Source organism: Mycoplasmoides pneumoniae FH, assembly GCF_001272835.1.
In the GTDB taxonomy this organism is placed as follows: domain Bacteria; phylum Bacillota_I; class Bacilli_A; order Mycoplasmatales; family Mycoplasmoidaceae; genus Mycoplasmoides; species Mycoplasmoides pneumoniae.
Genome location: NZ_CP010546.1, coordinates 474,769 through 494,583, shown reverse-complemented (window position 1 = coordinate 494,583; position 19,815 = coordinate 474,769). Strand labels below are relative to the sequence as shown.

At 39.0% G+C, this 19,815-nt stretch carries 14 protein-coding genes, 6 tRNA genes and 3 pseudogenes; 11 read left to right on the top strand and 12 right to left on the bottom strand.

Annotated elements, in window-relative coordinates; translation table 4 throughout:
- Nucleotides 1-242 precede the first annotated feature (242 nt).
- A complete protein-coding gene (locus F539_RS02345) occupies nucleotides 243-1,001 on the top strand; it encodes a lipoprotein (RefSeq protein ID WP_014574972.1) in 759 nt (252 codons plus the stop codon).
- A 141-nt stretch (nucleotides 1,002-1,142) separates the two neighbouring features.
- On the opposite strand, the gene F539_RS02340 is transcribed toward F539_RS02345, so the two are convergent.
- The 4 genes and pseudogenes from F539_RS02340 to F539_RS02325 all read right to left on the bottom strand — a co-directional run bounded on the left by F539_RS02340 (nucleotide 1,143) and on the right by F539_RS02325 (nucleotide 5,909).
- The gene (locus F539_RS02340) at nucleotides 1,143-1,589 is read right to left on the bottom strand and encodes a DUF16 domain-containing protein (protein ID WP_010874766.1); all 447 of its coding nucleotides are present in this window, start codon (nucleotides 1,587-1,589) and stop codon (nucleotides 1,143-1,145) included.
- Nucleotides 1,589-1,840, bottom strand: a complete 252-nt coding sequence (locus F539_RS02335) for a hypothetical protein (protein ID WP_017532788.1) — start codon at nucleotides 1,838-1,840, stop codon at nucleotides 1,589-1,591. The genes F539_RS02340 and F539_RS02335 overlap by 1 nt, the downstream gene beginning before the upstream one ends.
- A gap of 112 nt (nucleotides 1,841-1,952) precedes the next feature.
- Nucleotides 1,953-3,626 (bottom strand): annotated as a pseudogene (locus F539_RS02330) (adhesin P1); the annotation flags it as partial.
- Nucleotides 3,627-5,909: a P68 family surface lipoprotein gene (locus F539_RS02325; RefSeq protein WP_014325517.1), complete on the bottom strand. Its 2,283-nt coding sequence runs from the start codon at nucleotides 5,907-5,909 to the stop codon at nucleotides 3,627-3,629. It lies immediately after the preceding pseudogene.
- A 227-nt stretch (nucleotides 5,910-6,136) separates the two neighbouring features.
- On the opposite strand from F539_RS02325, the pseudogene F539_RS02320 reads away from it, so the two are divergent.
- Nucleotides 6,137-8,776 (top strand): annotated as a pseudogene (locus F539_RS02320) (SGNH/GDSL hydrolase family protein).
- Nucleotides 8,777-8,815: 39 nt separating this feature from the next.
- On the opposite strand, the gene F539_RS02310 reads toward F539_RS02320, so the two are convergent.
- The 7 genes and pseudogenes from F539_RS02310 to F539_RS04280 all read right to left on the bottom strand — a co-directional run bounded on the left by F539_RS02310 (nucleotide 8,816) and on the right by F539_RS04280 (nucleotide 12,905).
- A tRNA-Trp gene (locus F539_RS02310) sits at nucleotides 8,816-8,890 on the bottom strand.
- On the bottom strand, nucleotides 8,881-9,135 hold the full coding sequence (locus F539_RS03975) for a phosphopantetheine-binding protein (RefSeq protein WP_010874762.1): 255 nt from the start codon (nucleotides 9,133-9,135) through the stop codon (nucleotides 8,881-8,883). Before F539_RS03975 ends, F539_RS02310 begins: the two co-directional genes overlap by 10 nt.
- Before the next feature lie 34 nt (nucleotides 9,136-9,169).
- Entirely contained in the window at nucleotides 9,170-9,763 is a 594-nt protein-coding gene (locus F539_RS02305; RefSeq protein ID WP_014325515.1) for a DUF5452 family protein, read from the bottom strand.
- A gap of 6 nt (nucleotides 9,764-9,769) precedes the next feature.
- Nucleotides 9,770-10,809: pseudogene (locus tag F539_RS04095) on the bottom strand (DUF5443 family protein).
- Nucleotides 10,790-11,158, bottom strand: a complete 369-nt coding sequence (locus tag F539_RS02290) for an MG284/MPN403 family protein (protein ID WP_010874759.1) — start codon at nucleotides 11,156-11,158, stop codon at nucleotides 10,790-10,792. The pseudogene F539_RS04095 and the gene F539_RS02290 overlap by 20 nt, the downstream one beginning before the upstream one ends.
- Nucleotides 11,159-11,302: 144 nt before the next feature.
- The gene (proS, locus tag F539_RS02285) at nucleotides 11,303-12,754 is read right to left on the bottom strand and encodes a proline--tRNA ligase (protein ID WP_014574969.1); all 1,452 of its coding nucleotides are present in this window, start codon (nucleotides 12,752-12,754) and stop codon (nucleotides 11,303-11,305) included.
- Between the two features lie 10 nt (nucleotides 12,755-12,764).
- Nucleotides 12,765-12,905, bottom strand: a complete 141-nt coding sequence (locus F539_RS04280; protein ID WP_014574968.1) for a hypothetical protein — start codon at nucleotides 12,903-12,905, stop codon at nucleotides 12,765-12,767.
- A gap of 130 nt (nucleotides 12,906-13,035) precedes the next feature.
- Between F539_RS04280 and greA the strand changes: the two genes are divergently transcribed.
- The 9 genes from greA to F539_RS02240 all read left to right on the top strand — a co-directional run bounded on the left by greA (nucleotide 13,036) and on the right by F539_RS02240 (nucleotide 17,615).
- Nucleotides 13,036-13,518, top strand: coding sequence for a transcription elongation factor GreA (gene greA, locus F539_RS02280; RefSeq protein WP_014325511.1), 483 nt, complete (start codon nucleotides 13,036-13,038; stop codon nucleotides 13,516-13,518).
- 29 nt (nucleotides 13,519-13,547) lie between these two features.
- A tRNA-Tyr gene (locus F539_RS02275) sits at nucleotides 13,548-13,634 on the top strand.
- Nucleotides 13,635-13,639: 5 nt separating this feature from the next.
- A tRNA-Gln gene (locus F539_RS02270) sits at nucleotides 13,640-13,714 on the top strand.
- A gap of 43 nt (nucleotides 13,715-13,757) precedes the next feature.
- Nucleotides 13,758-13,832 (top strand) — tRNA-Lys (locus tag F539_RS02265).
- Nucleotides 13,833-13,918 (top strand) — tRNA-Leu (locus F539_RS02260). It begins immediately after the preceding tRNA gene.
- Nucleotides 13,919-13,924: 6 nt separating this feature from the next.
- A tRNA-Gly gene (locus F539_RS02255) sits at nucleotides 13,925-13,998 on the top strand.
- Nucleotides 13,999-14,285: 287 nt separating this feature from the next.
- Nucleotides 14,286-16,034 (top strand): IgG-blocking protein M, encoded by a 1,749-nt coding sequence (locus F539_RS02250; RefSeq protein WP_010874756.1) that lies wholly within the window; start codon nucleotides 14,286-14,288, stop codon nucleotides 16,032-16,034.
- Between the two features lie 61 nt (nucleotides 16,035-16,095).
- Nucleotides 16,096-16,959, top strand: coding sequence for an MG_279/MG_280 family protein (locus F539_RS02245; RefSeq protein ID WP_014325510.1), 864 nt, complete (start codon nucleotides 16,096-16,098; stop codon nucleotides 16,957-16,959).
- Nucleotides 16,959-17,615, top strand: a complete 657-nt coding sequence (locus tag F539_RS02240) for an MG_279/MG_280 family protein (RefSeq protein WP_014325509.1) — start codon at nucleotides 16,959-16,961, stop codon at nucleotides 17,613-17,615. The genes F539_RS02245 and F539_RS02240 overlap by 1 nt, the downstream gene beginning before the upstream one ends.
- On the opposite strand, the gene F539_RS02235 is transcribed toward F539_RS02240, so the two are convergent.
- The gene (locus F539_RS02235; RefSeq protein ID WP_014325508.1) at nucleotides 17,612-19,813 is read right to left on the bottom strand and encodes a RelA/SpoT family protein; all 2,202 of its coding nucleotides are present in this window, start codon (nucleotides 19,811-19,813) and stop codon (nucleotides 17,612-17,614) included. The genes F539_RS02240 and F539_RS02235 overlap by 4 nt on opposite strands.
- Between the last annotated feature and the right edge of the window lie 2 nt (nucleotides 19,814-19,815).

Genomic DNA, 19,815 nt, shown 5'->3' with positions numbered 1-19,815 from the left:
TTCATTCAAATCACTAACAGTTACAACTTGCTGTTAGTTTCAAAATCGTCAAAAAGCCGTCTGTTTTTTTCACCTTGGGCAGATGGCTTTTTTTATTTATGTGAATAAAAATGTCAAAAGTAAATTTTCTAAGTTAAAAAAGTTCTTTTTTAAGAAAAAAATCAACCGAAAATTTCAATGAAGTTCTTTTTTGAGCGTGCTTTTCCAAAAAAAGCAGAATTGATGAACTATTTTTACTGTTGATGCGCAAAAAGAAATTTTTGTCAAGGTTTGCTTTTGGTTCTTTATTTTTGTTATGTGGAACAATTTTAAGCGCTTGCACTGGTATCCAAGCTGATCTTAGAAATCTTATTAAAGAAGCCACCGGTAAAGACATTGATTTGTCTAAATCAATTAAAACTACAGATGGTAAAAAGAACATAATAACTTCTTCAAAGAAGTCTTACGAAGTTAATCCGAAAGATACAACAAAATTGTTGTTAGACGCATGAAAACAAAGTTTTGAAGAGGGTAAATTAGGTATTGCGGAACTTGCTTTCGATCAAGCAACTAACCCCACAAAAAATAGCGATTTTAAAATGGAGCGGAAAGTTGAGTATTTCAATATGGAATATAAAAGCTTTAGTGACTTTTCAGTTAATGCTAGGTTAAGCTATATCTTTAATTGGTATGGGAGTTATTTTGGAGAAAAAAGTTTCACTGCCAATAATGGCGGTAAGCATAATTTCGATCTTTTCCTTAGTATTAAATCTCATTCAAAAAAACAATTTACAGAAAAAAGTTTCATTGTTAAAGATGAAAATTTTCAAGATCAAGATAAAAGTCAACAAATAATTACAGAATGGATTCAGCTTGATCTTTCACTGATTTGATCATTAAAAGGACAAGATGAACTTAGCAGAAAAAGTCTGGATAAAATTTTTTTAAAAGACTATATTACTTACAGTGCTAACGAAAAACAAATTAATTTATTCACCTACTTACAGCATTTGATTAAGTAATTCATCGTGATTACTTACTTATTTGTATTTGAATAAAATTTAATCATTTGCTTTTTTAAACAGTTAACTTTTTATCTATAAAAAAATACCAACAGCTTGTTTTTAAGACTAATTGCTAGTATTTTTATTTTCAGCCTAAAACTATTTGGGTGGATCAATTTTGTCCAAACGATCACTCATTTTTTGCAGCGTTTGCAAGATTAGCTTTAAGGTTTCTCCCTGAGCTTTAATTTGCTCACCCTGAGCTTTTTGCTCCACTTGAAGTTCTCTAATTTGTTCGCCCTGTTTTTCAACAGTTTGAGTCAATTTGTTGATTTGTTCACCTTGGGCGGTCAAAGTGGTTTCAATCTTTATAAGTCGTTGGTCGTTTGAGTCTTTGTACTCGTTGAACTCTTTACGCGTTACGTATTCCGTGTTCACTGGGATAATCGGTTTGTTAAGTTTAAATTGTCTATTGAAACTGCCAGAGAATTCCACACTGTTGTTTTCTGGATTAATGATGTATCATCCCGAAAAAGTGCCCTTTTTGGTCTTTTTCATCATCTCGTTAAATTCCTTTTCGTTATAAAACGGAATTTTCTCTTTCATTAAGCCATACCTCCTTTCTTTGAAAGAAAGAATTTAAATGAATTTGGGAGCTTAGCTTGAGCTTGCATTAGTAACACCGCAAAGGCGTATTTTTTATTTGTTTTCATTGTTGTGTTTTCACTAAATAAATTGACCGGTTTATTGAAAAGCGCCAATAAAACTTGCAAAAAGTTTGGACTAAACAAAGGAACAAGTTGCAATTGGTCTTGTTTTAAAAAGCGGTGAAAACTCGCTAATTTAACTAATTTCATACTTTTTGGGTATTCGTTCACTAAATTGCTTTAAGTTAGTAAAGACACCAAAATAAATTCAAAACTTTTTTCAAAAAAGTTCTTATTAATAAGAAAAGTTCCTATTAATAGTTAGTGACCCACTCACCCGTTCAACGGGGGAGAGATCCACGCCAGATTGACCTGAGCTTGAGCCCTGCGTGGTACCCCCACCACTAAGCACACTGCCGAGGTTACCACTCATGGCCCCAAACACCGGTGTCGTTGTTTTGAGCGACTGGGGCTGGGCTTGGGTGGAATTTTCTGTACCAAATGATTGGAGCATTCTGGCGCGAACCTCGTTGGGGTCCAACAGGTTTTTAAGATCGTCGTCTAACTTGTCGGATTGGGTAACTTTCTTAGGTTTAATCAAATGCAGGTAGGGGGAACTGTTAGTGGATTGGGTTTGGCCGGAGCTCGTGTTTGGCTTGTAAGCACTCGCTTCCACCACACTCACCTGAAACGCCAAAGCATTCGGGTGCTCCGGTAAGGCAGCCCCTGTTGCGGTGGTGGTACCACTTGTAGCTGCTTGCGACTCGGACACCGCGCTGTGAGTTTGATCCGCCCACACCCCCTTGAAATCCCACACACTCTCGACCCGGCCCAGCCGGTTGACCCAACTGCCACGAAAGGCCGCTCAGGGCCGGGGGGCCCAAATTAACTCCCGTTGCGTCGCTTCACTCACATCCAAGCCCTTTAACTGCAAGCCGAGGTACCCCGACCGGGGTTTGACAAAGTCGGTGAAGGTGACCAGCCACCCGCCGAGCTGGAAGCTCACCGTGGTGCCACTGACAACGAGGTTACCAACGTCCTGGGGCGTTCAAGCCAACCCGGGGGTGATCAGCACAGCCTTTGAATCATTATTTTGTTCGGGAATTTTAAAACCGATACCGGGGACGGTTGTACTGTTTTGGTTCCCCGAACCACCCGCTCGTGTCGTGCCAAAATAGGTTTCAACTAAGGCCGGATTCAACAGCCCATTCACCTCACCGTAAGCGGGGAGGTTCAGTTTGGTTTGGTCCGACTTTAAGTCGGAGTACTTTCATTTTTGGTGCTCCGCCTTAAACTTACTGTTATCATCTTGGCCACTCTTATTCACCAACACCGGGATGCTGTCCAACAGGCCGCGGAGGAACAGCTGCACCCGCTGCGCGTTGTTCTTGTTGGTGAATGACAGCGCGTTCGGTCAGTCGGATGTGGGGGTGATACTTGGTGGCAAATTAGCATAATGGGTGTCGTCGCCTTGACCCGTATCCACAACACTTAAACTATCCCCACTCTTACTAATCTTATCCTGCTTCAACGAGTCGGGGTTGCCCGCGGAGGTACCTGAAGAACCACCCTGCTGCCCACTGCCCGTAGCGCTTTTAAAGGTGGTGTGGTTTTCGTCACTTTGTCCGTTCTTATCATTCCTTCACCCCGCGCCGGTTCAGAGCAGGAGGTTGGCTTGGTCGAGGGTGGGTCATTTGGAGCCGCCTGTAGTCGTCGTCTGACTGCCACCAAGCGTGGCTTGGACGTTGGCTTTGAGGCCAACGCCGACATTCGAGAACGTCGGGAGAAAGGAACGCGAACCACTTGTGTTCGTACTAGTTCCGCTGGACGACCCCGCGCCGGTTTTAGGCGCGGTTATATCATCCACGCCCCGGTGGTTCTTCCCATACCTGTACCCATTCCCAATCCAGGGCACGTAATCCAACACCTGGTCAAGGAGTGCCCCCGCGAGGTTGAACCCGGTGGAGAACCGGGAAAGGGTGGGGGAGAAGTGGGATTAACCCCTTCTGTATTCTTGACCTAATTGTTGTTCAAAATCTTTAAAGAACTTATTAAAGTCAGCTTTAGAGCTTACAGCACCACTAAAAGCAGCGACAATTGTGTCACGGAATTTACCAGAACGGAAATCACTTGGATCACTGTAACCAACTAACTTACCATCGTTTACATCTTTCAAGATCTTATAAGCGTCTTTAGTTTTGCTGTGTTCGTCTTCACTTTGTTTAGTAAACGTTTCACTGTAAGGTAAAACATAACCAGAGCTCTTAGCAAAGTATTGTGCTGCGGTCATTTGACAATTTTGGCCATTCTTATTTCCCTTACTATTTTCAGGTCAAGTTTCTTTTTGGTTAATAAACCAGTTGATAAATTTTTGGGTTTCAGCGTTTTCCTTAGCGTTAGCATGAACACCAATAATACTTGGACCCTGAACGGTAGCGACAGCTTGTGGATCAGTACTCTTATATTTTTGTGGATGGGGCAGAATAATGCCCTCTTCGCTTTGCAAGGTGTTGATCTTGTTTAAGGTTTTTAAAGTAGCGTTAACAATGATTTTGCTGGTTGACTTATCACCGTTTAACTTACCAACATCAAAGGTATTGTTGTTGTCAATGTCCAAATTAGATGTGGTGATGTAACCAATAACCTTATCTGAACTTTGTGTAATTTGAACTTGATCAGAAGCTGTAAGTGATCGTGCTTGTGGTTGGGAGGTTTTATTATCTTTTGCAGCATTTTCTAAAGCCGAAATTAGTTGTTGATTGGTAATAGCAAGCGCATTTTTACCCGCCTCTTTACCACTAGGAACGCTGCTTTTGTAAAGCTCAATCGTTTCACTGGTCTGGTTATCCTCATCTTGCCCACTTTGTTCTTTGCCATTACTTTTACTTTTAGTAAAACTACCTAGAAGGGTACCATTACCATTTTGGCTATTTGTAGGTGCCTTAATTTCGTAAGTGTCACGTGGGTACTCGATTGCTTTCTGGCCAAATTCCAAGCGTTTAGCGCTTTCACCAGCAAAAGCAAAATTGTAACCAGAACTGGAACCCACACTAAAAGCTAACTGGTGAAACTTTAAGAAGTTACTGGAATAAGCACCACCTTTATTAATGTACAAACCGTTAGAGCTAATTAACTGCTTGTAATCGTTAAAGACCTTTTGCAGATTATTGTAAGAACTACCCTTTTCGAGTAAATTTCTAAAATTACCCCGACCATTCTTTACATTAAAGAAGAACTTATCATAGTCTCCACCACCAGCAGCAAAGGTAGCGGAAAATAAAGCACCAGAGACGCTGTCAACCCCAAAGACACCTTGCAGTTCGGTAGCTTTCTTAGATGCTTGATTTTTAATTTTGTCTGGGAACGAATTGGCTACCCGCGTGGAAAAGTCTAATAGTTCATTTCAGTTTTCAAAGACACTAGCCTTAAAGGTGTAACCCTTCAGTGTGTGGTTACCCTCTTCCTTGTATTCACCCCAAGTCTTTTTGATTTCGTTATCGCTATTTTCTGCATCCTGAGAATTATCAGTGCTAGTACCTTCAGCTGCCTGTTTTAGCTGGAGTGAGCTAACAGCGTTTTTTGGTTGTGGACTTGTTTGAGTGCTAGTTGTCTTACCATTAGCCTTAGCAGCGTTTTCGATTTTTTGTCAAAGATCTTTGGTTTTTTGATCATTCATGTCGATTGCCATGGTACCTTTTTGAACAGTGGAAAAACTACCTGATCTTTTAATCATTTGAGCACCGTTTTCCTTCTTCTTAGCACTGTTCAAAATATAGTGCAATACCGGTCCGTTGAGCACCATTAATTCAGTGGAAAGGGAAATGGGAATTGCATAAATCCCCTTTTGTCGTACACCACCAATTCGCTCGTTAAAGCTCAAGAAATTTTTCGAAAGGAGCTTGGTGTCAACGTTATCCAATATTAGTTGCATGTCACTTGTAGCCAATGAGGAGACAACATCAGGATAGTTGAGTACTATGTTGTAAAAGTTGTTGCCATCTTTAGCTGATAAACGCGTTCTAATGTCGTTCCGTAAACCACTGTAACCACCGGGAACCTGAAAATTTTGAACTGGATAACTCCCTGGATGGCGTTCCTTATACTTCTTGTAAATGGTGTTTAAAGCAGCGATACTGTCCTTATTTTGGATTGAAGTAGCTAGCTTAATAACACCATCGTCAACTTGGTCAAATTTACCCCTAGCACCACATGCAGTTAAAATAAGACCTAGACCTAATGTGCAACTTGATAACGCGAAAAAACCCTTCTTAATAACCATTGTTTATTTGTTATTAGAGAGTTTTTGAAAACCCAAAAAACATTTGGGATTAATTTTAATAATTTTGAATTTTTCAAAATAGCAATTTATCCCGATTGCCAATTCTTTCAAAAAAATGTGGTTCAAAATTACAAAGTTTTAAAATTAGTTATAGCTAAATAACAGGTAAAGTTGCAGTTGCTGTTATTCAATAAAAATAACTCATTAATGAACCGGAATAAACCAATATGAAAAAACGCACAAAGTACAGATACTGACTCAATTCTCTAGCCTTTTTTGGTTGTGGTGTAAGTGTTGGTGCCTTCTTTACCCTCTTTTTAATGGGCACTCAGAGTGATGTTTCACCACTCTTTGTGAAAAATATCAACATCCAACTACCGAGCTCCACCCATCAACAAAAGATTGAACCCTTAAATTTACCAACTAACATTAGCAAAACAGAAATAGCGAGTTGGGGTAGTGAATTCCAAAGCAAGGTATTGGACTTTTATGCTAGGGATGGTGAAGAACATGACAACAAAATTAGGTACCAACTCCCATCCTTAAGCTTTGCTTGAACTGGTGGTAAGGAATTAGTTAGCGACTTTGCTCGACTACACGGTGCGCGTAACTTTGTCGCTTACTTTGACCAGTACTGGCGCTTTTGATCCAACCCGAACTGACCAGCTGGACAAGTTGATCGGGTTGATGTTTTATGCGAATGAAACAGTGATAAACAAACTATCAGCGACATTAATTTTAGCGATCAGTTTGTGTTTGCTAGTGCTCGGTTTGAAGGTAAGATAGCAAACTTTGGTTTTGCCGGGCAGACTATGAAAGATATTAATGAGAGCTTTCAAGAACGGGTACTTTCAATTTACAAACCACGTACGCTAGTTTACCTCACTTCCCAAGCGGATGCAGAGCGGGTTGATTATTACGAGGAGTTTGTCAATAATCTAACCGCACTCATTAAAAAGCAAGTTGGTGAAAAGGCTGAAAAGGACAACTTTTTCATTTTGCAATTGCACTGAAAAACAAATGATTCAGCTTTTAACGAGAAGTTAAGTGTCCTTAACTTTGTCGCTTTAGCCACCGTTAAGCAATTAACTGATCAAAACCGTAATTTTGCGTCCAAAATTAAGGTAGTTGATCACTTTGAAGGTGACTTTGTACCTAGTGATTGACTTAGCGGCAATTATTTGAGTGAAGACAAAGTTAGCTTAAGTTTGCAAGGAGAATTTGCGATTGGTAAACAGTTAGCACAAGTGTTAAAAGCTACTGGCGCTGAACCATTGCCAGTGGAAGTTACAGAACCATCACTAGAAGCTATACCAATTAATGAAGAAACCCAGTTTGATGTAAAAAATTACTACAGCTTTGGCCATTACCATGACACCAATGTCATTAATGACAGGATTGATTTTGATGATCCCAACTACAACTTAGAAACGGACTTTTTCAATAATGCTAAAGCTAATTTGGTAACTACTTCCAATCCCTTTACTGTTACTTGAAAGACTAAAACCAAAGAGTTGGAAATTGAAAGTACAGAGGTTAATCCTAATGGGCTGCAGTACCAGCTTTCGTTTGCGAGTGACTTTAACGCTAGAGATATTAAGAAACGTCCTACCAGCTATTTGCGTTGAAACGGTACCATTACTAACAAACAAATTGACATATCTCTTTACTGGAAATATATCCATAAAGCACTTGATATAAAAGAAAATGAGCCACTCAACTACCTACTTCAAATTACAAGGACAGACGGGCAAGGTTCATACCAGGTAATTAACGGTTGGATTAATAAAGAAAAAGACAACACACCAACTATCTTTGATTTCTTAAAAGATAAAACCCAAGCCAACTGGTTGTTTATTGGTGATTCGATGACTCATGGTGTTGGTACTGACGGATACAGTAGTGCCCCACAACTGTTGGAACAAAGCTTGAAAAATGACTTTGGTCGTTACCGTGATGTAGTGATCAACAGTGCCATTAATGGTAGTAACACCTCCTTAGAGTTGTACATGCAAAATCATCGCTTTAAGCAGTACAACAACATTGATGTTTATGTACTTAATTTGGGTACTAATGACATTAACCAGTTAGCGCAAGGGGTTTACACAGTCGAGCAATACAAACATAATCTTACCCAAATACTGGATCTGTTACATACGCAAAGTCCTCAAGCCCATGTTGTTTTAGCCAACATTGCTCCATCTAGCTTACTGCGAAGCTCTGAAAAGAACTGAAAAACCTTTAACGATTTTCTCGAAGGTATTCCTAAAGATAGTAATTACAGCAGCTTTGTTCATTTACTAGACCAAAAGAGTTTGTTCTTACAGTTAGCTAAAGTGAGTGGGATTGATATTAATGAAAACAAACTGTTTAACACTGATTTTTTAAAGAAGTCGTTTTACTTTGCCGATAAATTTTCCCACCTTTCAGTGAACGGTAATGTGGAATACATGCGCAATATCTTAACAACTGTTGGGTTTGATTGACAAAATTCAGCCTTTGCTAGTTTGGGCTATTTGAGTTTTGGTTATCTCAAAAAGCCAGCAACAGTGGTAGAGTTGCCCTAAGTAACGGTGGATGATCAAACCGGTGTGCTCGACATTAAGCAGTCTGTACCACCCAAACTAAAGGTTAACAAACAAGGCTTTGAACCTGTTTTCATCACCTTTACTAACACTAACAACAACGAGCAAGTTACCGTGGTTTTAAACAACTGAAGTCAGTGAGAAACACACAAAACTGATTTTGCACCATGATTAAAATGTAAGCACTGGAACATTGACGTAAAGCAAATTCGTCGCGTGAAAACCACCTTCCGTGATCAGGAAAACGCCAACTTCTTTGAATTGATTGAATCAAAGCAATAAAAAAGCCCAGTGTCATTCAACACTAGGCCAAATCTTTAATGGCAGGGGTAGCAGGACTCGAACCCACAACACTCTATTTTGAAGACAGATGTTCTACCTTTGAACTATACCCCTTTTTGACTTATTAGGTGTTTTACCTCAGCAATTAACTCAGCGAGATTATTGAGCTGCATCAGTTTTTCATCTTCAAACATAATGTCAAACTCCTTTTCTAAGCTGACAATCACGCTAAACATATCAAGTGAGTCAATTTTCAGTTCGCGAAAGGGTTTTTGCAACACACTTTCATCTAACTCAGTTTTGAAGTTTTTAGCCTTAGCGATCTCTTTAATTTTTAAAAGAATGTCACGCTCTTGCATCGGTAAACCCAATAAGAATTATAAAGATTTATTACTACTGCTTTAGTTTAATTTCAAACTGATCCCAATAGCGGATTGGCTTGCCCGTGGTGAGATCATTATCCTTTTTGTAAAACCAAACTGCATTCACCGTAATTTTTTGAGCAGGAATGTTGATATTGTACTGTGCTTTAAGCACCGGATCAAACTCAAAGTGCTGAAAGTACGGGTGTTGTTTAATGGCTTTCATTAACCACTTACGCAGCTTACTTTCCAACACGCTTTGGTTAAAGGAATCATACTTAAAGTGCTTTTGGGTGGAGGGTAACACGGTGCGGTAATCGACTAGTTCATCCAGTTCCTTTTGGCTTTGGAGGTAGCGACTAATGGCACCGTACTTGTAAATAAAGTAACCTGTGTCATCTAAGGGATACAGACGATCGCGCAGTTCGCGTTGTGTTTCTGGACCTAGTTTGCGCCAATTAGGGACCTTGTTGACTGGTTCAGCTACATTAAAGTGATTTGTTTGTGGTGTGGTTTGTTGATTGTTTTTGGTGACTAAGTAAACCCCACCAACAATCCCAGCGATTGTAAGGGCTACTAGGGAAAAGCCACAAATTAACTTGCGTTTACTAATTGAGAAGATCATGGTCAATTACTGAATTAAATCGCTAAAGTTAAACAGACTGTAGACTGGAGCGTACTGCACCAGAAAGAAGTCATTGGTCTTGGGATCGTCAAACGGATGGGCGTACTCAAAGCTGTTAGTAGCCACAATTGTGTAGAACTGGTTGCCGACATTAGCCTCCAGTTTGATCTCATAGCTACCAAAGCCACCCTGTGGTAGGAACACGGCACTACCATTGGGGTCAAAGTCCAACTTTTTAGTTACCCTGTTAAAGCTTAGCCGTCTGGGAAAGTTCAGTTTGAACTCTTCATTGGGGTTGAGGGTGTGCTGGTATTCAGCTTGATCTTTGAGCTCTTGGCGTTTACCATCAGGCGCTGTATAGCTTACGGTCACACCAACACTTACCACTTTTACTGGTTGGTTAAACTTAATATTAATTAAATTATTAACCTCTTCCAGCGGCCCCATATTGCGGTAGTCCAACATCGTTCAACCATATTTAAGTTCACTTTGTTGGATGTTACCTTCCTTCTCGCCCTCGAGTTGGTTTAGTCTAATCATGTTACCAAAGGTAACGGTTTCTTTAATGACCGTTTGGTACATATCAGCTGCCACTGTATCGAACAGGTTATAGTTACTCCAATGGTAGCGATCACTACTGTCATTTAAGCGAAAAGCAATTGTTAATTCTTCACGAATATACTCACTAATGCGGTTAATTTCCCGTTTAATAAGGGCAGTTCGTGGCACTTCCAAAGTGGCATAAAAATAGTGAATCTTATTTTCCAGATCGGATTTTTATCCGGTGCTTTTTGCAGCGGAATCTTTTCACTACTTCAATTACCCAGTTTAAACTGAGCTTGGAACATATTACTGGGAAAGTTACTGTCGTACTTTAACGCCAGGGTTATGTGTAACAAGGCTTTATCCTTGTTGACTTTGCTTTCAATATTGTTTACCTTAGCATCAAAGTAAACTTCCTTTTTGTCAGCAAAGTTTCTAACCGGACCCATGTAGTATTCCGTATAGTAATTATTTTGAATTTGTCTAACTGTGAGAATTGTCATTTTTAAGCTCCTTTGTCTTATAAATTGGAGCCTCCCAGACAAAATGGTCAAAAAAACTATTTGCAGCCTTGTTTAACTTTTTGTAATAGGTCGAATTGGAGTAACTAATATCACACGGCTTCTTCCCATAAATGAAGATGTCGTAAATAAAGTCGACCGTATCCTTCTTGAGGTGGAGCAGCGTGTCTTCTATAAGTTCGATAAACTGCTTGGAGCGGATAATGTCCTCTTCGTTCCACAACTCTGAGGCAAAGTTATTGCTTTGGTGCTTCAAGATCAGTTGCGAACGTTTAAATTTCGTCATTAAAGAGTATAGGTGCTTACTCTGGTTTTTAACTTTAAAACTCATAAATAGATCAAAAAAACCTTAAAAAATTTAAAGGTTTAACTGATTTTATTGACAAAAAACGACCAGAAGTGGAAAATAAAAACCACCTTTTTAGCCTTTACATTTAGGGTTTGCTTTTAAGCAAAAAGTTTTCGTAAAAAGTTATTAATAGGCACGCGCAATCAGGACATAGTCCTGTGCTGACTCACCGCTAAACGGACAAATTTGGGGCTTTTGAAGCTGCTCTAAGCAACAGCGCACCGTGACCTGGTACCGTTCCTTTAATTGCTGTTCTAATGTATCGGTTAAACGAACCGCACACAAAACAGCCTTTTTGTCATTAAAGGCTTGTTCAATTTGCTTTAAAGTAGTGGCTTGCACCACCTTTTGCTGTACCACTGCTTTGGCTTTGTCATACATTGCTTGATGGTACTGTTGCACGAGCTCCACAAATCGGCTTGCCAACTGTTCGAAACTGTAAGCTGTTTTGACCCTGGTTAACCGGTTAAAGATGTTGACTGTTTGGGGATTGTCAACTATTAGTTGAAAGGGAATGCCGTTGACTTCACCCTGTCCTAACTGTTTACCGAGCTGGTTTTCGACCTTAATAAATTGAAAACGGATTGCTAATTGTTCCAACAACGTTTGCACTTTCTGTGCTAACTCTACTGTCTTTGTATCACCTTTTTTGTCAAATAAGTACAGTTTGACTTGAATTGGTGCTACTTTTCATGGTAGTATCAGTCCAAAGTCATCACTGTGGGTTAACAGTAAAGCACCGAGGATTCTTGTAGAAATTCCACAACTAAAGCTGTAGGGAATGGCCTGTTGGTTGGCTTGGTTTTGAAAGGTTAGCCCAAACGGTTTGGTAAAGGTTTGCCCTAAATCATGGCTCGTGGCACACTGCAATGCCTGCCCATCGGGCATAATGCTTTCCACCGTTCAGGTATTTTGTGCTCCGGCAAAGCGCTCATTGGGACTCTTTAACCCCACAAAAGCGGGGATACAGAGCTGGTTGACAATAATGTCCTGGTACAGTTTTCAAAAAGCAATTGCTGCGCTTTCAGAATTAACTCCATCACTAAACAAACCGTGGGTTTCTTGTCAGTAAAACTCACTGTTGCGCAAGAAAGGGCGGGTGTTTTTTTCAGCGCGAAAAACACAGGTTCACTGGTTATAGATAACGGGAAGGTTTTGGTAAGAAAAGCTCTGTTTTTTCCATAAGTTACAAAAAGCAATTTCACTAGTAGGACGTAGTACTAGCGGATCATGGAGTTTTTTAGTACCTATTTGCTCTATTAAAAAAAGCTCAGGATTAAAGCCCTCCACATGACGCTTTTCCTTTTGGTACTCACTGTAAAAGGAAAGGGTCGGTAGTTGAACTTGCTCCACTGTGTATGGCAGTGGTTCAATCGGGATAAACTGCTTTAAAATAACCTTGTCCTTTAATTTAATTAGAGCAGTAGCGTTATTATAGAGTCTTTGAATTTGTAGTCAGAGGTTCCAACTGTTGGGTAAAAAACAGTTAGTGCCCTTCACATCGCCATAGCTCACTAACTGTGCTTTGCTCAGTAGTTGGTCGTATCAAAGCGTTAGATTTTGATCTTTATTGGCCATCAACTACGTTTTATTGGTTAGCGCGGGTAATTACACCCGTGACAAATAAAATGGTGATTACAGCAATTACAAGAATCAAAATAATAATTCCTAAAGCTAAAAAACGAATCCGTCTTTTACTTTTAATGCCAGAATTGTCTTTCGTTGTCATCTGTCATCCAACAAGCAGTAGCTTTAACTAGTGCTGTTAGGTCAAATTGCAAATAAAATTTTGCATTTTTTTGGCAAATATTGGGAAAAAAAAGTAGATTTAATTTAACTTTAAACGCAATTTCTAATTAATGGAACTTAACAAAAATTACCTTACCGAAGAGGGGCTAAAACAATTAGAAGCGGAGCTGGAACACCTCATTCAAGTAAAACGTCCCGCTATTATTAAGTTATTGCAAGAAGCCCGTGACCAGGGTGACTTGAGTGAAAACGCTGATTACGATGCAGCAAAAGCACAGCAGGGTGAAATTGAAACCCGCATTGCTGAAATCCAAGACATTTTAGCCAACGTTAAGTTAATTAATGAGTCGCAAACAAAAAAGGCTAATAAGGTTACCCTGGGTAGTACGGTCGAAATTTACGATTACAGTTCGAAAACACACGAAAAGTACACCATTGTGGGAGCTTTAGAAGCTAATCCCGAAGAACACCGCATCTCCAATGAATCCCCTTTGGCACACGCCATTTATGGTCGTTTAGTGGATGATGAATGTGACGTAGTTGGCATAGAAGTGCCCTACCGGGTCAAAATTGTTAAGATCATTAACGGATAATTTTTGTAAAATATCTTTTGCTGGTTATTGGACAGGTAGCGAAGTGGCTAAACGCTTCTGACTGTAGATCAGACACCTTCATGGTTTCGGGAGTTCGAATCTCTCCCTGTCCACCATTTATTGGGATGTAGCCAAGCGGTAAGGCAATAGACTTTGACTCTATCATGCGATGGTTCGATCCCATCCATCCCAGCCAGTAAAAAAGCATTCATAAAATGACAGGGGCAACCCTGTTTATTGACTCACTAGCTCAGCGGTAGAGCATTTGACTTTTAATCAAAGGGTCCCGAGTTCGATCCTCGGGTGAGTCACCAGCCCAAGTGGCGGAATGGTAGACGCATGGGATTTAAGATCCCACGCTAGCAATAGCGTGCCGGTTCAAGTCCGGCTTTGGGCACCAAGTTCTGCGAGTATAGTTTAGTGGTAGAACATCAGCCTTCCAAGCTGATCGTGTCGGTTCGATTCCGATTACTCGCTCCAGTTTAAACATTTCCAAAAGAAGGTTAGCACCTGCTTAGCGGGTGCTTTTATTATCGCTTAACCTCTATTTTGGAAAGAAATGAATAACGTAATCGCCAAAAATTTCTCTTTTTTTGGTACACATTTGGCGTAAATTTTCTCCTTTAGGGATTACTAAATCTAAAATAGAGAAGAACACTATATCTTTAATAGGTGTTCAATTAAATTTCCCGTTGTCGTTGAGGTAGTTCAAGTATTTAGTTGAGTAAGAACTGTTTTAGTTCTGCAATTTTAAACTATTAAAAAAGATGAAATTAAATTTCAAAATCAAGGACAAAAAGACGCTAAAGCGCCTCAAAAAGGGTGGTTTCTGAGCGCTTGGTCTCTTTGGTGCTGCAATAAATGCTTTTTCCGCAGTTCTAATCGTTAATGAGGTATTAAGGCTACAAAGTGGTGAAACACTCATTGCTTCGGGGCGCAGTGGTAACCTGAGTTTCCAGCTTTATTCCAAGGTAAACCAAAACGCCAAGTCTAAACTTAATTCGATTTCGTTAACCGATGGGGGATACCGCAGTGAAATCGATCTTGGTGATGGTTCCAACTTCCGTGAGGATTTCCGTAATTTTGCCAATAACTTATCAGAAGCAATTACTGATGCACCAAAAGACTTACTTCGACCAGTGCCTAAGGTAGAGGTGAGCGGTTTGATTAAAACCAGTTCTACCTTTATCACGCCAAACTTTAAAGCGGGTTACTACGACCAAGTAGCAGCGGACGGGAAAACGCTCAAATATTACCAATCAACCGAATACTTTAACAACCGGGTAGTAATGCCAATTTTGCAAACTACCAACGGCACTTTAACTGCTAACAATAGGGCTTACGATGATATCTTTGTCGATCAAGGTGTCCCTAAGTTCCCTGGTTGGTTCCATGACGTGGATAAGGCTTACTATGCTGGCTCCAATGGACAAAGCGAGTACTTGTTTAAAGAGTGGAATTACTATGTTGCTAACGGTTCACCGTTATACAACGTTTACCCAAACCATCACTTTAAGCAAATAAAAACGATTGCCTTTGATGCTCCAAGGATTAAGCAAGGTAATACTGACGGCATTAACCTCAATTTAAAACAACGTAATCCTGATTACGTCATCATTAATGGTTTAACTGGTGATGGTTCTACCTTAAAGGATTTGGAATTACCAGAAAGCGTTAAAAAGGTGTCAATTTATGGTGACTACCACTCGATTAATGTTGCTAAGCAAATTTTTAAAAACGTGTTAGAGTTGGAGTTTTACTCTACTAACCAAGACAATAACTTTGGTTTTAATCCACTAGTTTTAGGCGATCACACTAATATTATCTATGACCTTTTTGCTTCCAAGCCGTTTAATTACATTGATTTAACTAGTTTAGAACTTAAAGATAACCAAGACAATATTGATGCATCTAAGTTAAAGCGTGCTGTTAGTGACATTTACATTCGTCGTCGTTTTGAACGACAAATGCAAGGTTACTGAGCTGGTGGTTACATTGACCGTTATTTGGTGAAAAACACTAATGAAAAAAATGTCAATAAAGACAACGACACCGTTTACGCTGCTCTAAAAGACATTAATCTCCACTTAGAGGAAACTTACACTCATGGCGGCAACACGATGTACCGGGTGAACGAAAATTACTATCCGGGTGCCAGTGCTTACGAAGCGGAACGCGCTACCCGTGATAGTGAGTTCCAAAAGGAAATTGTACAACGCGCTGAACTTATTGGGGTTGTCTTTGAATATGGAGTGAAAAACCTCCGTCCGGGTTTAAAGTACACCGTGAAGTTTGAAAGTCCACAAGAACAAGTGGCATTAAAGAGTACCGATAAGTTCCAACCAGTTATTGGTAGTGTCACTGATATGAGCAAATCAGTTACTGATTTAATCGGTGTATTACGTGATAACGCCGAAATTCTCAATATTACTAATGTTTCTAAAGATGAAACCGTTGTAGCGGAATTGAAAGAAAAATTGGATCGGGAAAATGTTTTCCAAGAGATTCGAACTTAACCTTTAGCGGGTTGTCCGTTTGGTTAAATATATTAACCTTAAGCCTAACTTAAGCTTTTAAATGCTCCTTTTTATTAATCGCTTTGCCAAAACAATCATTCTGTTCTTCGGGATGCTTGTCTTTTTGGTTTTGTTAGGTCTTGGCGGTGCTGCACTTTACTTTAAAGACAACGCAGCTAAACTTTACATTGATACCCGCAAATCGATCGACAGTTCCTTTGACTCTTCTCAAGCGTTTATAGATACTTATAATGGAAGTTCCAGTAAGTTTAGTGTTGAATCCATTAATAAACAAATAGAAGAGGTTAAGAAGAAAGTTGAAGAATCAACTAAAAAGTTAGAGGAGTACGAAAAGCAAATAAACCAAGCTAAAGGCTTAAACGGCTATCTTGTGAGTCCGGAAAAACTAAAGGAGTTACAAGAAGCTAAGAAGAGTCTACAAGCTACTAAGAGTCAAATAGAAAAGTATGCAAATACTTTAAAAACCGCTAATAATGGTAAAACTGGTCAAAATGGCACATCTTCTTCGACTATTCCAATTACTAAGATTTCTGGTTCAACAATTAGTGTAAGTACCAGAGATACTAACGGTAAAACCAATAGTGCTTTGAAAGATATTCAAGAGTTCTCTACACAAGCAAATGACATCATTAAACAGTACAAAGAAATTAAAAACAAAATTCCAACAGAAAAACAGTTTAATGAATATTACACCATAGGCGCAATTACCTTAGTTAGTGTTTCTGGTGGCGTTTTAGCAGTGCTAATAGTCTCTACTGTAATGACCTTCTTAGGTTCGAAAAAGTTAGGACTTAGAACGTTTTCGCGTTTAACCAGTACTGATCAAATTGCTGATCATGTTAATGACATCTTAGATCGTTATCCAGAGTTGGAAGATGCTGTTTTAGAGGAGCTTGATCAATAATGTTTAAGTTTTTAAAAAAGCTTTCCACTTTCCTAATTGTTTTGATTGGTATTCTACTTGTTGGTGGCATTACAGCAGCGGGTTACTTTGCCTTTGAAAACCGTGAACCTATTAATAACTATTACAAGGAAGGTTATAACAAGGTTAAACAATATAACGAGGAAATTAAAAAAGTTTCAAAGTCACTTTCTAGTAACGAACTTGTAAAAACGTTAGGTGATGTTGAAAGTTCAATTAAAGAAGGAAAAGAATTGACAAAATTACTGGATGACAGTGCTTTAGAAAGCAGTTTTAACCAACTCGAAGATTCATTAAGCAAGGTTAACAACTTCTCAAAAGGATCTACTTTTACTGAAGTTAAGAACACAATTGAAAAGATTAATCAATACGTGGACGAAATCTTAAAACGTTTTCCAAATCCTAACGAAAATGATCAGTTCAAGGAATACGTAACTAATATTTCACAAATTGTCTTTTATGTCGGGGTATCTATTATTGGTACATTTGTTGTTTCTGGTGCCTTATTGTTTATTTTCACCAAACGCGTTTATGGGGTACGAGTATCGCGCTTTAACCCACAAAGGCTATTGAAGAAACACTTAGTGTTACTTTTACAAAAGAACCAAGATGTTTATGACGAAGTATTTGAAAGTTAAAGGTACTTTCAAACGTAGCTAATATTCTTAGTAGTAATCTGCTCCATAATTGTGATTAGTTGGTGATAGTTGTCGATAAACATAGTAATGTTGAGCTCAAACTCATCTTTTTGTTTATCGATCTTGGGAATAATTCGTTCTAAATAGCTATCACCTTCAATAATGGTTTGAACAATTTTATTGACCGTTGTTTCACTCCATACACCGCGAATGTTAATTTGACAGCGGAATTTACGTGGTCGCATCTTTAATTGGTGTGCATTTCAATAAAGTGGAATAATTTTGGGTTGCTTTTGATTAGCTAATTCCCTACAATCATGAAGGTGTACCCTGAGAATGTTTTTCATTAAGATGCCAATAACTTGTTCTGGCATGTCAGGAATCTTTGTGCAACAGGTTTCAATCACAATTTTGGTGATGTAAATTCCCTCAATTTGTTCAAAGTAAGAGTTTTGGAACACAGCTTGTGATAAAGCGAACTTAATGGGTTTAATCAATTCCCTTCACTTCTGATTGTTACTAGCTAAAAAGTACAAATGCTCATTTTTAGGGAAGTGGGGGTATTCGATTAATTCCAAGAACTCTGTCAGTTTTTTGATCCCTAAAGCATTTAAGCGTTGTTTAATCTGGGTTTCATCAGCTAGCTTTAAGTGCAACTCTTCCAAGGCCTTTTCGTATAGAGGTAGTTCACTGTACTTAACCGCTTTCTTTAACTTGTTTAAATCCTTTTTAACCCGTTCGCGAAATACGGGGTTATTCATATAACGTAACCAACGCCGTTTGAGGTTATTGGTTTTACCAAAACAAAACTCAATTACCATTTCGTTTTCGGCAGTTACGTCAAACGACATAACCTCAACCCCATCGAGTTTGATTTTTTCTAATTTATTGAACTGTTTGGGATACAACTCATAAGCAATATCGAGCAACTTGCTGTTACTTTCAACATTGAGTTTTTTGACTATGTTAGGTTCGTTATCGGAACTTACATTAACCTTAATAATATCAGTACCAAAGATTCGTTTAAAAAAATCGCGCGAATGCATTTGTTTACTGTTTAAGTAATTTACTTGTAAAGCACTTGCCAATAACCCTTCCTTTTTCTCTTTGTAAATCCAGTGGCTAGCAAAACCGTACTTGCTCACATGATCCATTCGTTGGGTTCTAATCTGGATTTCCACATTTAAACCCTTCAAGCGCACAGTCGTGTGGATTGATTGGTAAAAGTTTTGTTTGGGGGATGCTATGTAATCCTTAAAGTGTTTCATTAACACGGTAAAGTTGAGGTGGATTAAACCAAGTAAGTGGTAACAATCCAACTCTGACTTCACAATTAAACGAATGGCGAACAGATCGTGGATTTTGGCAATGTTCTGCTCGTGAAAGGTTAATTTTTGATAAGTAGAATAAATGCCTTTAATTCGACTTTCTAAGCGGTATTCAATCTGGTTTTGTTCCAGCATCTCTTCCAACTGTTTTTTAAAGTTGTCCCATTCGTTGTCATAAAAGACCTTTTGCTGGTTAATCTTGGACAGCGTATTGTTAAAGTTTTTTGGATCTAATACCTTAAAGGAAAGATCGGCTAGTTGAGTTTTAACGGGATACATTCCAATTCGACCGGCTATCTTGGCATACAGTTCGAGTGTTTCTTTAGCAATAATCTTTTGTTTTTCGACTGCTAAAAATTCAATTGAGGAGATGTTGTCGAGTCGGTCGGCCAACTTTAACACCAAAGCATTGACCTCTTGCTGCGAGCTCATCGCAATGTTAACCAAACTTTTGAGGTTTAAATCTTCTTTCTTTCGGTTTAGCTGGCGTTGTTTTTTGGATTCACTGGTAATTTTGGTAACTTTTACCACTAAATCAGTAATTTCTTTACCAAAAATGGCAGTTAAATCAGCTTCAGTGACCTGGGTATCTTCAATAATGTCGTGTAACAGACCAGCACACACGGTGTTGCTGTCCATGTTTCACTCCACTAAGCGCAGTGCTGTTCTCAAGGGATGGATAAAAAACGGTTCACCACTCAGCCTTTTTTGCTCACCGTGTCACTTTTTGGAGTAATCGAGTGCTTTAGTAATCAACGCAACCACTTCAGGTGCAAATTTTTGGGCTGTTTTTTGTAAAAAATCGCGTTCAATTTCAACTAAAGTGGCCATTTTGCTAAATTTATATAATTTAAGTCAATTGTAAAACATCC